Genomic DNA, 13875 nt, shown 5'->3' on the forward strand with positions numbered 1-13875 from the left:
AAGCTGCAAAAAGAAAAAGTGCCGGAAATCAAACCGGCACTTTTCATGGTATTGTTTTATCGACGCGGTGATATTCTGAAATTTGCGTAACTCTTACTTTACCCGTGTCCAATTCATGATAAATCCCTCTGCTGTCGGTGAATGAAATATATTGGTCCCGCTCACTTTGTACAAGCGCTTCCGCCTTTTCCTGTGACTCCACAAAAATAAATCGGCGAATATAATGTTCTTCATCAAAAAAATAAGTGATTTTGAATTCTTTCATTAGTTTTGCCCCTCTCAAGAATGATAAGGTGCTTTTTGGTAAAAGAAGTTCGGCTTGACGATGTCATTTTTATAAGGCTTATGGAAGATATGCGTGGTGGCTGGCGACATCGGCGGAATAAGCCATGCCCAATTCCCGGTGACATTTCGCCCGGCTGTCTCTTCCTTCCTTTCAAAACTCTTGAACTGTTTGGCTGCTGTATGGTGATCGACGATTGTAACGCCAGCTTCCGCAAAGGATTCCAATACAGCTATATTCAATTCAACAAGCGCTTTATCCTTCCAAAGCGACCGGTTGGATTTGGTATCGAGCCCCATCTTCTCAGCGACTGCCGGCAGAAGATCATAACGATCTTCATCGGTAAGGTTGCGCGCTCCGATTTCAGTGCCCATGTACCAGCCGTTGAAAGGCGCCATCGTATAATGGATGCCACCGATCTCCATCTTCATATCCGATATGATCGGCACTCCATACCATTTGGCTTCAAGATCGGCGATACCCTCAAATTCAGGGTGTTTTATATCCACTTCTATCACTTCATGTTCCGGAAGTTCAAAGTATTGAACACCTTTTCCTGTTTCTTCAATGACAATTGGAAGAATATCGAAGGCCGTCCCTTGTCCTCTCCAGCCTAGCTCCATGCATTGCTTCGTAAATGTGACAGAAGAAGAGTCGCCGACAATCGCTCCATCTATTTCATAGCCTGCGTAACGCAGAAGCTGGTGATTCCAGATGCGCAGTTTTTCTGTACCATTTTGCTGCGCAGAGAATACGGTCAATGCCGGACGGATTTTTCCACCGTTCGTTGCATATTCAATGTGTTCAACCAAAGCATTGAATGCATCTACCGCTGTCTCCAGATGCCTGGCGTCAAAAACAGTCAGTGTATTCCAAAACAACCGCCCGATGCAGCGGTTATTATTGCGCCACGCCATGCGGGCCCCGTGTTCCAGCTCCTCGAAAGTATGTGTGTAGGTGCCCGTTTCTTCCACTTCTTCTATAATAATGTTCATCCGATTATGAATTTCTGATTTGTTCTTTCCCAATTCGTCGTAGCAAGTTTGAATAAAATAACCTGCTTCTTCGATTAAAGGTCGATTGGCCATGGCAATTTTCATGAACTTCACTCCTTCTCCCAACATAATAGCATCTTCCAAATGCTTCAGCTGAATCAATTGTGTCGACTCTATGATTTCCGGTGAAGGTGCAGTACACTTGAAAAAAGCCTTTCAGGAGTTGAGATGTTTGATTAAAACCATCATATTCGATTTGGACGACACTTTATTATGGGATAAAAAAAGCGTTGAAACGGCGTTGCAGATGACTTGCTTATATGCTGAAAAGGAATGTGGAGCAGACGCCGGCGAACTTGAACAGGCTATCCGCTCCGAAGCGGCTGCCGCTTACGCTGAAACGGAAGTTTATGAGTTCACCAAGTCGATTGGCATCAACCCGTTCGAAGGATTATGGGGTGAATTCGACGATGCAGGTGAACAGTTCCAAAACATGAAAAGGCTTATGCCGGCATACCGGCGGACAGCCTGGACAAACGCGCTTAAAAAGTCGGGTATCGAGAATGATCGACTGGCAGAACAATTGAGTGAATATTTTCCTGCGATGCGGCGCAGAAATCCTTTTATATACGAAGAGACATTCCAAGTACTCGATCAATTGAAAGGCCACTACCAATTAGCACTCCTGACAAACGGTTCACCCAGCCTCCAGCAGACGAAACTGACTATGTCACCGGACATTGCTCCTTATTTCGACGATGTCATCGTCTCCGGTGACTTCGGTATCGGCAAGCCGGACGTGTCCATTTTTGAATACGCCTTAACCAAAACCGGCTCTCAGAAATCAGAGGTTGTGATGGTTGGCGACAACCTGCTGACCGATATTCTCGGCGCTAACCGAGCCGGCATCAAGTCCGTTTGGGTAAACCGGGAGCAAAAAGCAGCGCATGAATCCATTTTTCCCGATTTTGAAATTCGTCATTTACAGGAACTGATACCGTTACTGGAAAACTTTAAATCAGAGAAGAAGCAACTACTATAAATCCACCGCTTTCACCTTATCGATCTCCGCCAATTCCTCTAATTGGCGGAGGCTTTTTTCTTCAGCCGGCTTATCTATCGACAGCATCATGATGGCGGCTCCACCTTCCGTTGAACGTCCTACCTGCATTGTTGCTATATTGACTCCTTCCTGTCCGAGAAGCGTCCCTACACGGCCGATGACGCCTGGACGGTCATGGTGACGAATAAACAATAGATGCCCTTCAGGAACGACATCTACGATATAATCATCAACTTTGACGATACGTGGGCCTTGACCATTCAATAAGGCACCCGCCGTTTTCCGTCTGCCTGTTGCCGTCAAAACTTCCACAGAAATAAGATTGGTGAAACCTTTTGATGAGGCAGATTTGCTTTCATTTACGGTAATGCCTTTTTGATGGGCAAGAAACATGGCATTCACGTCATTCACCCGATTTCCTAAATGGCGTTTAAGCAGCCCTTTCAGGACATTGCGTGTCAGCGGACCAACTTCAAAATCAGCCAATTCTCCTGAATAACTGATATTCACTTCAGTTGCAGTGCTGTCCGAAAGATCCGTCAAAAAGGCGCCCAACCGCTCCGAAAGATCAAAATATGGTTCGATTTTCTTCATAATTTCACTTGGCACAGATGGCAGATTTACCGAATTCCTAACCGTTCCTGTGTTGAAATAACTTACCACATCATGGCTGACATCAATTGCCACGTTTTCCTGCGCTTCAAAAGTACTGGCGCCAAGATGAGGAGTCGCAACGACCTCCGGCAAATCGAGCAGCCGGAAATCCACCATCGGCTCCTGTTCAAATACATCGAGTGCCGCGCCTGCTACCTTGCCGGATTTAATGGCATCGTATAAGGAATTTTCATCGATGATACCGCCTCTGGCACAATTGATGATCTGCACCCCCGGCTTCATTATTTTAAAAGCATCTGCATTTATCAGATGCCGTGTTTCCTTCAATAACGGGGTATGCACCGTGATGAAATCCGATGCCTTCAGAACTTCCTCCACTGTCCCGAAATCGATGCCGAGTTCATCAGCCCGCTCTTGCGTCAAAAAAGGATCATAGGCGATGATTTTCATCCGCTGCCCTTTTGCCCTGGCAGCTACCTCTGCTCCGATACGCCCCAATCCCACGACACCCAAAGTCTTCCCTTTCAACTCTACACCCACAAACGATTTGCGATCCCATTCTCTGTTGCGCAGCGCTGTAAAAGCCTGTGGAATCTTGCGGGCCATCGACATCAGCATTGCAATGGTATGTTCCGCAGCGGAATTCGTATTGCCATCCGGTGCGTTCACCACAATGATTCCTTTTTCAGTTGCCGCCTCCAAATCGATGTTATCCACTCCGACTCCTGCGCGCCCGATAATTTTCAGCCGGTCCGCTTTTTCAATCAGCTCCCGTGTCACCTGCGTTTTACTGCGCACCAGCAATGCATCAAAACCGCCAATTTTTTCCACCAGCTCCTGCGGTGTGAGATCTGTATCAAATACGACGGTTAACCCTTCTGCATCGCGGAGAGGAAAGATCCCTTCTTCGCTCAATGGGTCACTTACCAAAATTTTATATTCCTTCATTGTCTGTTCGCCCCTTTCAGATATTCCTGTTGAGCTGCCCCTACACCTATGCCAAGTTGAATCTCTTTTCCCGCTTTAACAATGGCGATTTCAATCGCGGCTATCGCCTGTAAGAGATCTGCCGGTGAACAATAGCCCATATGCCCGATGCGGAATATTTTATTCGCTAGTATCTTCTGGCCGCCCGCCACTTCCATTGCAAACTCTCTTTTCAACACTTCCCGCAAAACTTCAGCATCAAAGTCTGCCGGCTTAACAGCCGTTACAGTAGGAGAAGCATCTTCGTCCACTGTCAGAAGCGGGATTTCCAGTGCTTTGAAGGCTGACCTCGTCATCTTCATCAACAATTCATGTCTTCCATAAACATTTTCAAGCCCTTCTTCTTCCATCAGCTCAAGTGACCGCTGCAGGCCAAAAAGGAGTGACAGCGCCGGCGTATAAGGAGTGGTGTCTTTTATCAGATTATCCCGATGCTTTTTCAGATCCAGGTAAAACCGTGGCTGCGGATTCCTTTCGATTTTATTCCATGCACGGCCGCTTACCGCAATAAAAGCAAGACCCGCCGGCAGCATAAAAGCTTTTTGGGAGCCGCTTACCACAATATCAAGTCCCCACTCATCCATTTTCGTTTCCACACCGCCAATGCAGGAAACACCGTCCACAATAATCAACGCTTCGGATTTGCTTCGAATTTCACTGGCTATTTTTTCTACCGGATTCAAAACACCCGTGGAAGTTTCACAATAAGTCATGAAGACAGCCTTGATATTGGGATGTGCCTCAAGCGCTTCGGTGATATCGGAAACAGCAGCTGCTTTTCCCCATTCTGTTTCGATAATATGCGTTTGAATTTTATAGGTCCGGCAGATATCGGCGAAGCGTTCACCAAACGCCCCGCTCACAATGACCAATACTTCATCTTCCTGCGAGACCGCATTGACCACGGCCGCTTCCAGTCCCGCGGTGCCACTTGCCGTTAAAATCAGGACTTCCTGCGCCGTTCCAAAAACGTGTTTCAATTTTGGACGGATCTCAGCCAGCATATCCGACGTACTCTGTCCCCTGTGGCCAATCATGGGCTGTGCCATTGCACGGCTTACACTTGGCGGTATCGGGCTCGGCCCCGGTATCCTTAGAATCTGCTGATCAGTCAACATACAATCTCCTTCTTCCTTTTTGCATTTGGAATTACAATTTCAGAAATGAACGAAAAAAAGGCCCTTCACTCCTCACATATAGATGCAAGGGGCGAAAAGCCTTTATTCGCGGTGCCACCCTATTTCGCTGCAGCTGCACAGCCTCATTGGTTCAAATGCTTAACGCGCACGATACGGAAAGACCTACTGTGATTCGGCCCATCTATTCAGGAGTGCTGATCCGGGAAGAAAACGCTGATTTTCACCATCCATCAGCTCTCTGCAGATTTCCATGCCCAAAACTTATCTCCGTCTAAATAATTGTCTGTATTGGAATTTAATCCATCATATACAGACAAAAAACGATTGTCAATAAAATCTTATTATTCAGACATTTAAGGAAGCGTTTTCATTCCTCCTGAAGCCGTGTCTCTATTGATTTAAAAATTTTTGTATTCTAAGCATAAAAAACCGCTCCTCAAAAGAGGAACGGTTTTGAATCAGTTTATGCCAAACCGAAATCGTTGACAAGTGCAGCAAGTCCGCCCTGGTAGCCGCTTCCGATTGCGTTGAATTTCCATTCGCCGCCGTGGCGGTATAATTCACCGACTACAAGCGCTGTTTCGATGGAAAAGTCTTCGCCAAGGTCATAGCGCAGAATTTCTTCGTTATTGCTTTCGTTCATGACACGGATGAAAGCATTGGACACCTGACCAAAATTCTGGCCGCGGCTGTCCGCTTCATGGATCGTAACAGTGAAAACAACTTTATGGATTTCAGCAGGCACATTCGGCAAGTCGACGATTACTTGTTCATCGTCCCCTTCACCTTCACCTGTAAGATTATCTCCTGTATGCGTAACAGAACCGTTTCCGCCAACAAGGTTGTTATAGAAAACGAAGTCTTCCGGTCCGCGGGATTTGCCGTTTTCGCCCACAAGGAAAATGGAAGCGTCAAGGTCGAAATCTCCGCCGCCGCTATACTTGTTCGTATCCCAGCCGAGCCCGACTGTTACTTTTGTAAGTCCCGGATTTGTTTTTGTTAAGTCGATTTTTTGGCCTTTTGATAGGTTGATTGATGACATTAATAATCTCCTCCGATAAAGTTATTTTATAAGAAAGCCCAACATTTTTAGCTTGAGATGGCTTCGAAAGAAGTGTTTCCTTGTCCAGACTCCAGCGCCCAGCCCCTCGGGACATAAGCCAGACCAGCTATGCGGCAAAGAACACCGCTCCGCTGTTCCGTAAAACCTTATTGCTCCTGCATCGCTGCGCTAGCTTCGTCGCAAAGATATATGCCAAATTCCATTTGGCATATATCTTGCCTGTCGGAGCTGAACGGGCGCTTCCGCTTTTCTTACTTTCTTTGCGTATCTTCGTATTTCTTCTGTAATTCTTCGATGCGCAGACGACCCTCTTCCCGCATTTTGCGGTTTTCGTCTTCAATGGCACGCGTATCATTCATGCCTTGCATAATAGTCTCCCATGTCTGCTCGATGGTTTCAATCTTGATGCTCGGCTGGCCGGACATCCGCGCGATATCAACCGATTGCCGTGAAATATCATTCGCGTTGTTCAACAGCATTTCGTTTGTGCGGCGGTCCAGTTCGCTCATCGATTCAGCAACCAAATTCTGGCGTTTTGCAGCGATGGCATTAATCAGACCGGTTTTAAAAATCGGAATCGTTGTGACGAAAGCCGAATTGATCTTCCCGATCAGCTTCGTATTTCCGCGCTGCAGCATGCGGATTTGCGGAGCTGCCTGATAGGAAACCTGCTTCGCCATTTCCAAATCGTAGACGCGCTGTTCCAAAAGTTCGATGGCATTCTGCAATGAATTCAATTCCATCAGCGCCATCTGATCCCCTGATTCCGCTTTCTTTTTCACTTCAGGCTCCATCGCTTTCAATTCTTCGACTTTGATGTCACCTGCTGCTATATATTTCTCCAACTCCATGAAATACTGGAAGTTCTGGTCGTAGAGGTTTTCCAGCGTCGTCGTCGATTTTTTCATTTCAGATTCATATTTTGTAATTTCCACGTACACTTTATCAATTTCAGTACCCATCGTCTGGTACTTATTGAAAAGCTGTTCAATCATTTTATTGCCTTTATTGAAGATTTTGTTTAAGAAACCTTTCTTCTCAACAAAGTCTTTTTTATCGAACTTATCCATGATTCTGCCCAGCTGCTTCAACAGTTCACTGGATTCCTCCATACTGTTAGCCTGAACAGAATTCAGGACTTTCCCAGTAAAGGCTGATATTTCATTTGCAGGTTCGCGTCCGAATTCCAATAAGGCAATCTGGTTTTTCGGATCGATTTTTGAAGCCAATTGCAATACTTCCGGATCTTTTTTCAATTGCACTTTCAATTGATTTTCGTCTTTCATGACGAGTTCCTGCTGTTCAATCTGGTCTGGCATCGTATTCATCATTAACCCCTCCTTTATTATTATAAGAACCTTCCGAGGAATTTCCTGACTGCTGAAGGTTCCTGGAACGGCTCATTGAAACTGCGTTCATCGAGCCAATGCACATCGAATGACTCTGTATCCACCCAACGCTCGATATCCTGATGCCCCTGCGGATTGATGATAATATTATCAAGTCCAAAGCTGTGGACCAGCGCTATGGCATTCGCATCCGCCCGGCTCAGTTCGCCATCCTTCTCTTCATTATAGAACAAAAGTGTCGGCACAAACTGGGGATAATCAAATAATTGGATCAATTGGATGACAGAATCCGGAATTGTCATTGATTGGGAGAACGCGTACAATTGCAGATCTTCAAATGATTCGCCGTTCTGCGGCAGTAAAATCGGCTTCTCCACATGTCTTGCGATGGCTGCGCCAATCGCCGTCTGGACTCCATCCGGCAGCTTGCTGTAGCGCCACCAATTGGATTTCTTCATTTTTTCAGGATCCAGCTTGCCGTTTTTATCCAGCGCCGCGCGGTAATGAAACTGCTGATTGCCTTTACGCTCTTCGATAAACGGGAAGCTTCGCACTAATTTTGTGTCTTCACGTTCCGTCAATTTGTGGATATTGTCCCAGAATCGTTTCCGGTCCTTTTCAATACCCATCACTTTGGCAAATACGACTGGAATATGAACGACGCCGCGTTCCACCGAAAAAGACGGGCGAACCATGGCGCGTTCTTTCGCCAGCATAAAAGCTTCATCTATTGTCGTTTTTAAGCGGATTGAATGAGTGACATAGGATTTAAATTGAAACGGCTTGTATAGGCCTGAGTCGTCGTGATGCAAAAGCCGGTCCACTTCCTGCGTCGCACGGTAAGCCACTGTTCCGACACGCTTCGGTTTTTCTTCCGGAAAAGGCGGCGGTGTTTCGGCATTCATTTGAAAACTGTGGCTGTGCAGCTTTTCTTCACCAGCCATTTCCGCGAACCATTTCTCACCTGTCGGATCGTAAACCACGATATGGAAGCCATACGCAGCTGCCAGCTTCAAAAACCACTTTTCACTTTCTGTCGCATCGCCGTACCAAAGAAAACCTGGAAGCCCTTTTTCGAGATTCAATTTTAAAAGCTCCGGCTCTATATGATTGAAAGTCCATTTCACCAGGTCAGTCGCCACTCTTCTGAAAGAAGACTGCACCGTGCTGCCGCCCGATTGTTCTTGAAACGCTTTCAGCACATCGATCATGACCACTCGAATACGACGGTTCAAACCGGCATCTTTCAAGCGGGGCAATAACCCTTTGCCATCCAGGAACGCGACGATCCGGCTGGCGGATAATCCGTTTTCTTTCCGGTTCATTTCAAATAGATCCTGAAGCGCTTTCAGCCGGTCCTGTTCAATATGCTTATTCATCCGCCCAGACAGGCGAATCAGCCTTCCATCCGCTTCTTCCATCGTTTCATAGATAGACGCGAAATAATCATCCTCATCCAGCGGCAATCCGGTGAACTCGCCGAGAAGCTGCGGATAGGTGATGTCTTCCTCTTCCACTTTTGTTTCTGTGTGATTGACGATCGGCTTATTCAGCCATTCGCCAACCTTCTCCGGATCCCATGTTCTTACACGGACCGGATGCAATTGAACCATGGGTTTCCCCCCTTGCTATTTGCTATGCATGGATATATCCGCAACTTTCGCCAATATTTCCTCGCCTGCTTTTATTCCTTGTTCTTCTGTCACAATAATATGCCCGGAAACATCAGCATCCCTTTTGACTGCTTCTCCGTGGGCAGCCAGCAAACCGGTATCCGCGCTTTCCAAGAGATCCAAGTCGAGCAGTGAATCTCCTGCTGCTATTACATAATCCGCTTTGATGCGGTCTCTTACATATTCCATCGCTGCCGCTTTTGTTATACTTTCAGGCATCAAGTAAAGCTTTCTGCCCTGCAGCGATATTCCCCATCCAATTTCATGGAAAATCTCTGTATAATAGGCAAGTTTTTCTTCAGGAAAACGCACCCTGTCGACAATCAGATACACAAACCAGTCTTCTGCCTGCCTCACGCGCAACACCCATTCTTCATTGAAATGCTGTTTGATCACCGGCAATACCTCTGCAATGACCGTTTTCCTGTCGACACATTGGCGCCTAATACCAGTCGACCATTCCTTAATGGGTTCACCGTTTTCAAGAATGACTGCGCCATTTGAAATAATGGCGAATTGCGGCGGTTCGCTGCCTTCATAGATGCCGGTCACGCGTTCGTATTGTTCACGCGTCCTGGTTGTTACTGGAACAAAAATAGTATTTTCTTCCAGTTCCCATAACGCGGCCTGGCTCTGTTCGGTCATAAATGATTGCGGCTTTCCTTCAAAGCGTTCGACTTCGATCAATTCTTCCGGCTTCACTTCATTGCCCATGGATCTCCGTGAATAAATCAGTGTCTGGTCGAGATCGCTCGCAAATAATACCGTCATATTTCTTTCCCCGATTTGATCAGTCCGATCGACCGATAGAATAAATTCGGCACCTCTTCAACGGGCACATCTTTTTCTTCCGCAAGAATCAGGATATGTTTTACATCCGGATGTTCGAGATCTCTCACCAGAACTTTCCACGGGTTTCTTCTAAGCAGCACACGTGTAGTTTCACCAACACCAGGCTTTACCAGATGGTAATCCGTTTCGCTGTACATGCTGCGGCCTATCTCTTCGACTTCTTTCATGCCTTCCCAAGTACGGTCGGCAGTAATCGGTGTGCTGTAAGCTTCCTCTTCGGATGCTTTGCTGGTTTCAGCGAAACAGCTTGTCACCTGATCCACGAAATCATTCGAGAGATCTTCTTCAATTAACTCGCCATAAAATTTAGCGCCGTGATAATCCTCGGGTCCGATATAGCGGTCGTTCAGAATCGTTCGGCTGACAAGACCCGAAACTGTGGAATTCAGGCACGCGCTCGGAATCAGGAAATCTTCTCTCGTGCCAAACAATACGGCACATGCCCCTGGATCAGCAAGAACAGCCATATCATCTTTTAGGTCCGTGTCATGGTCACGATTGAACGACTGGAGTGATTTTGTCAATTCCTTCTGAATTGCACCTTTCCCTGTCCAGCCGTCTATAAATTGAATACGGCTGCCGGGATGCGCTTTCTGAATCGTACCAATCGCTTTTTCGTCTATGCCCTTATCGCGCAGAATTGAGACGCTGTAATGCGGCCAAGCCATACCCATCATCTGTTCCGCATAGCGTTTGATCAAAATGCCGATGGGGCTGCCTGCACGCGCAAGTGAAACCAGCACAACATCTTCTGTTCCAGCGTTCAAATGAATCTTTCTTGCCACGACGCCCACAAGATGGCTCAATTGCTTCTTCGTTTGTTCAACCGATTGATGGTAAAGTTTTGTGTATTCCTCGGATGGACGATATTCGACCGGCAGCCGTTCAGCATAATGGCCACCTGTCTGCACCGCTTTTTCACGTTCTTCCAATGAGCTTTCTTCAAAATCATCTGTAACATCTTTCAATAGGAACGTAATATCATTTTCGGGATAGCTTGTTTTCACTAAACCAGCAGTAATCATCAGGCCACCTCTTTTATTTTTTATCTGTCAGTACAAGCCACTCAACAGGCGCTTTTTGTTCAAGATATGAAATCAAAGGCTGCCAGCTTGCTTTGTCCGCAACCGATTCAGCTAATAAATAGATTCTATCTGCATCGACTTTGCTTATATTATAAAGGAATTGATTGACATCCTCAGCATCCGGCAACTTAAAACAAACTTTCTCTTTAATGGGATATCCTTCTACATCAGCAGCAAAAATAGGGCTTCTGGTAGTTGTCTGCACCAAAGCATCCCCACTAAGTGCTAAAGCGAATCGAAGGGGTAAATACATATTTTCCCCAACTCCGATCACCAGCGGTTTTTTGCTGACCGGCACTGCCCCTGCCAATTGTTCAGCCCATTTCCCGATTTCCAAATGACTGCTGCTCGACAATCCGAACCGGCCGGTTAAAGGAAGATAACGCTGCCCCGTTGCCGATTGCAGATCCATTGCCTCAATTTGCATTGAACGGTCAGGCGTCTTTTCACCCGAACCATTAAGCTCTGAGACTTCTGTTTCGCTAGGGGATTCACTGTGCTTCAAATCGAATCCACCTGTAAGCAATGCCAGGACATCGACAGTCAAATTACGAGCTGCCGCCATGTCATCAAGCTTTCGCTTTTGGTTTTCGCTGCGCCAGTCCAGAATGGAGAGGGATATGTAGTTTTTGCCTGGAAATTGGGAATCCAATGCGGTGATCAAATTCAATAACGTATTGCCTGTCGAAATTTCATCATCAATCAGGACGATGGCTTCTGCTTCCTCCAGCATTTCTGCAGGCGCGTAAACTTTGTGGGAAGTGGCATGAGAGTGCTCTTCCTCAAATACAAAAGCTGGAGATGCGCCAATAATGTCTTCCCGGGTCGTGTGGATATATGCTGCTTCATCGAAATGATGAAAAACAGCATGGCCGAGACCAGTGGCTGTTTCCGCCATTCCGATAAAAACAGTTTTCTCAGGCAAAGCCGTTCGGTATGCAAGCGATTCACGGCTTGTTTCAAGACAGGCTGTTCCTGATTCAATCATTCCAACGATTTGTTTAGCCTGCGGAATTGGCTTCAAGCCTGACTTTTCCATTAATAATGAAGCAAGCAAACTCCCGGTTCCCAGCGCTATTGCTGGATGAACCGCCAAATGCTTCGCAATTAATTTGCTGACAAATAGAAATTGCCGTTTTTTGTTGACCCGAAGTGCCATGGAGAATAAGGATTCCATTGGCAAATCCCCGTAGCTGTCTGTTACAGACACCTCTATGTCCATTTTATCCCAGTATTTATACCTGGTTTGCAAGTTGTTTTGCTCGTATATGATTGAGGACGTCGATTGGTTTGTAGTATTCATTCAGCACCCCATATATTTCCGCTTGAGCAGCCACTTTCTTCGCCCAGCTCAGGTGCGGTTTTACTTCATTCATTTTATTGCGCTGCGGGCTTTGCAGGATTCCATTGAACGTATCGCTTTTCGCCAATATGAGCATCGCATCTTCATAAGTCTCATGAGAAATGATATGTCCAGCGTTCACTATGGCAATTTGAGAAGGGTGTATACACGTTTTCCCTTTAAAACCGTTCAGGACATCAAGCTGCACTTCCTCCCAGAGAATTTTCTCCGGTTTTGAAGAAAGCCATGCGTCAGTTTCGGCCGTGAAATACTCATAAACAGGTCCTGAGACAATAAAACCGTCTTCTGCTTTCGTGAATTTATTGAGTATTGAAATCAGGCAATCCCTGATCAGGTGAACATCGTAAATTGTTCGTTCCACTGGACGCCGCAGCCCGTAAAGGCTTGAGAAATCAGTGGCGCCGACTCTGATCGTCAGGATCCGATCTTTTTCACGCCGTAATTTGCTGTAAATATCCATTAATGCCTGTTCCCGCGTTTCAGCGAATAGCACTTCTTGCGTTTCAAGAAGAGGCAAAGCATACAATTTTCTGCCTGCACTTTCACTGGCGCGGTCAAGAGCCAGGAAAAAAGGTTCAAGATCCGCAGCCTGCACTTTAGGAAGCACAATGCCAGTCAGCATGCCGAGCGAACTGCCCGCCAGTTTTGTTAATTTATCCAATTGATCAGAATTGCGGATACGCAAAAACAGCAAGGGGCTTCCCGCAATATGTGATGCAGAAGCTTGCTCAAGCTCTTTCAGTTGTGAAACAACATTCGCTTCGGCTGATTCCAGTTCGGTATCAGCCACTGCGTCTTCCAGGCAAATCATCAATGTCGCCAATCCCGAAAATGTGTCCCGCCGATAACTTCCGGCTATAATCTTAGCTGCGAAATCAGGTCTTGAACCCGGTGTATAGAGCGCTGCCCCCAACGCCAGCCCAAGTTTTTCCCGATCCGTATCTCGATTAAATTCTGCCGGGGGGTATTTAAAAAACGTTTTTAACTCAGAATCATCTAATGCATTGAAATGTCTCATTATGAAATCCTCCCGGCACAATTATAAAGAAAAGCGTAAGCGCCCGTTTAGATTCGAAAGGCATAAGACGCTCTGGCGAAGCGGCGTGTTTTCAGCCGCACAGTCTCGAAAAGCGGATGTGCCTGTACAGCTCTGACAGGCATAAGTCGAAAAAGCGTAGCGGCGTTCTTTGCCGCATAGCTGGTTCGGCTTATGTCCGGAAGAGCTAGGCACTGGAGACTAGACACAGAGTGGCTTATGATCCCGAGAATCTGGGCGCTGGAGTCTAGACACCGCATCTCTGCTTATCAAGACCTCTCAGAAAACAAGTTCTTACTTATAATCAATTGCTCATTTCCATCAGAATTGAGAAAAAAAGCAAGGAGCCCAGCCCCTTGCTTTTTCAACTTG

12 protein-coding genes and 1 other annotated feature are annotated in these 13875 nt (G+C 46.4%); of the genes, 1 reads left to right on the forward strand and 11 read right to left on the reverse strand.

What is annotated here, in order from left to right; translation table 11 throughout:
- Positions 1–43: 43 nt before the first annotated feature.
- The gene (locus AC2Q9J_RS10530; RefSeq protein ID WP_499039680.1) at positions 44–265 is read right to left on the reverse strand and encodes a hypothetical protein; all 222 of its coding nucleotides are present in this window, start codon (positions 263–265) and stop codon (positions 44–46) included.
- 14 nt (positions 266–279) lie between these two features.
- Positions 280–1383 carry a nitric oxide synthase oxygenase gene (locus tag AC2Q9J_RS10535; protein WP_499039683.1) on the reverse strand — a complete coding sequence of 368 codons (1104 nt, stop codon included), beginning with the start codon at positions 1381–1383 and terminating at the stop codon, positions 280–282.
- A 127-nt stretch (positions 1384–1510) separates the two neighbouring features.
- Here AC2Q9J_RS10535 and AC2Q9J_RS10540 point away from each other — a divergent pair, with 127 nt between their 5' ends.
- Complete coding sequence (locus AC2Q9J_RS10540; RefSeq protein ID WP_499039685.1) at positions 1511–2320, forward strand: HAD family hydrolase; 810 nt, start codon at positions 1511–1513, stop codon at positions 2318–2320.
- On the opposite strand, the gene serA is transcribed toward AC2Q9J_RS10540, so the two are convergent.
- The 9 genes from serA to AC2Q9J_RS10585 form a co-directional block, all read right to left on the reverse strand.
- Positions 2315–3904, reverse strand: a complete 1590-nt coding sequence (gene serA, locus AC2Q9J_RS10545) for a phosphoglycerate dehydrogenase (RefSeq protein ID WP_499039687.1) — start codon at positions 3902–3904, stop codon at positions 2315–2317. The two genes, AC2Q9J_RS10540 and serA, sit on opposite strands and share 6 nt — an antisense overlap.
- Complete coding sequence (locus AC2Q9J_RS10550; RefSeq protein WP_499039689.1) at positions 3901–5061, reverse strand: pyridoxal-phosphate-dependent aminotransferase family protein; 1161 nt, start codon at positions 5059–5061, stop codon at positions 3901–3903. Before AC2Q9J_RS10550 ends, serA begins: the two co-directional genes overlap by 4 nt.
- 84 nt (positions 5062–5145) lie before the next feature.
- Positions 5146–5365: a binding site (T-box leader), on the reverse strand.
- Positions 5366–5545: 180 nt separating this feature from the next.
- Complete coding sequence (locus tag AC2Q9J_RS10555) at positions 5546–6124, reverse strand: TerD family protein (RefSeq protein WP_112221364.1); 579 nt, start codon at positions 6122–6124, stop codon at positions 5546–5548.
- A gap of 272 nt (positions 6125–6396) precedes the next feature.
- Positions 6397–7473, reverse strand: coding sequence for a toxic anion resistance protein (locus AC2Q9J_RS10560; protein WP_499039691.1), 1077 nt, complete (start codon positions 7471–7473; stop codon positions 6397–6399).
- A gap of 20 nt (positions 7474–7493) precedes the next feature.
- Positions 7494–9107 carry a YceG family protein gene (locus tag AC2Q9J_RS10565; RefSeq protein ID WP_499039694.1) on the reverse strand — a complete coding sequence of 538 codons (1614 nt, stop codon included), beginning with the start codon at positions 9105–9107 and terminating at the stop codon, positions 7494–7496.
- Positions 9108–9122: 15 nt separating this feature from the next.
- Complete coding sequence (locus tag AC2Q9J_RS10570; protein WP_499039696.1) at positions 9123–9938, reverse strand: hypothetical protein; 816 nt, start codon at positions 9936–9938, stop codon at positions 9123–9125.
- Positions 9935–11044, reverse strand: a complete 1110-nt coding sequence (locus AC2Q9J_RS10575) for a cysteine protease StiP family protein (RefSeq protein WP_499039698.1) — start codon at positions 11042–11044, stop codon at positions 9935–9937. Before AC2Q9J_RS10575 ends, AC2Q9J_RS10570 begins: the two co-directional genes overlap by 4 nt.
- 13 nt (positions 11045–11057) lie before the next feature.
- The gene (locus tag AC2Q9J_RS10580; RefSeq protein ID WP_499039700.1) at positions 11058–12407 is read right to left on the reverse strand and encodes a phosphoribosyltransferase family protein; all 1350 of its coding nucleotides are present in this window, start codon (positions 12405–12407) and stop codon (positions 11058–11060) included.
- The gene (locus AC2Q9J_RS10585) at positions 12340–13485 is read right to left on the reverse strand and encodes an HpcH/HpaI aldolase/citrate lyase family protein (protein ID WP_499039702.1); all 1146 of its coding nucleotides are present in this window, start codon (positions 13483–13485) and stop codon (positions 12340–12342) included. Before AC2Q9J_RS10585 ends, AC2Q9J_RS10580 begins: the two co-directional genes overlap by 68 nt.
- Positions 13486–13875 lie beyond the last annotated feature (390 nt).

It is taken from the genome of Planococcus sp. RAB007_Raresut, from assembly GCF_057369535.1.

What these genes read in the sequence shown, in the direction of transcription:
- AC2Q9J_RS10530 (WP_499039680.1), bottom strand. Translation starts at nt 265, where the DNA reads ATGAAAGAATTCAAAATCACTTATTTTTTTGATGAAGAACATTATATT.
- AC2Q9J_RS10535 (WP_499039683.1), bottom strand. Translation starts at nt 1,383, where the DNA reads ATGAAAATTGCCATGGCCAATCGACCTTTAATCGAAGAAGCAGGTTAT.
- serA (WP_499039687.1), bottom strand. Translation starts at nt 3,904, where the DNA reads ATGAAGGAATATAAAATTTTGGTAAGTGACCCATTGAGCGAAGAAGGG.
- AC2Q9J_RS10550 (WP_499039689.1), bottom strand. Translation starts at nt 5,061, where the DNA reads ATGTTGACTGATCAGCAGATTCTAAGGATACCGGGGCCGAGCCCGATA.
- AC2Q9J_RS10555 (WP_112221364.1), bottom strand. Translation starts at nt 6,124, where the DNA reads ATGTCATCAATCAACCTATCAAAAGGCCAAAAAATCGACTTAACAAAA.
- AC2Q9J_RS10560 (WP_499039691.1), bottom strand. Translation starts at nt 7,473, where the DNA reads ATGAATACGATGCCAGACCAGATTGAACAGCAGGAACTCGTCATGAAA.
- AC2Q9J_RS10565 (WP_499039694.1), bottom strand. Translation starts at nt 9,107, where the DNA reads ATGGTTCAATTGCATCCGGTCCGTGTAAGAACATGGGATCCGGAGAAG.
- AC2Q9J_RS10570 (WP_499039696.1), bottom strand. Translation starts at nt 9,938, where the DNA reads ATGACGGTATTATTTGCGAGCGATCTCGACCAGACACTGATTTATTCA.
- AC2Q9J_RS10575 (WP_499039698.1), bottom strand. Translation starts at nt 11,044, where the DNA reads ATGATTACTGCTGGTTTAGTGAAAACAAGCTATCCCGAAAATGATATT.
- AC2Q9J_RS10580 (WP_499039700.1), bottom strand. Translation starts at nt 12,407, where the DNA reads ATGAATACTACAAACCAATCGACGTCCTCAATCATATACGAGCAAAAC.
- AC2Q9J_RS10585 (WP_499039702.1), bottom strand. Translation starts at nt 13,485, where the DNA reads ATGAGACATTTCAATGCATTAGATGATTCTGAGTTAAAAACGTTTTTT.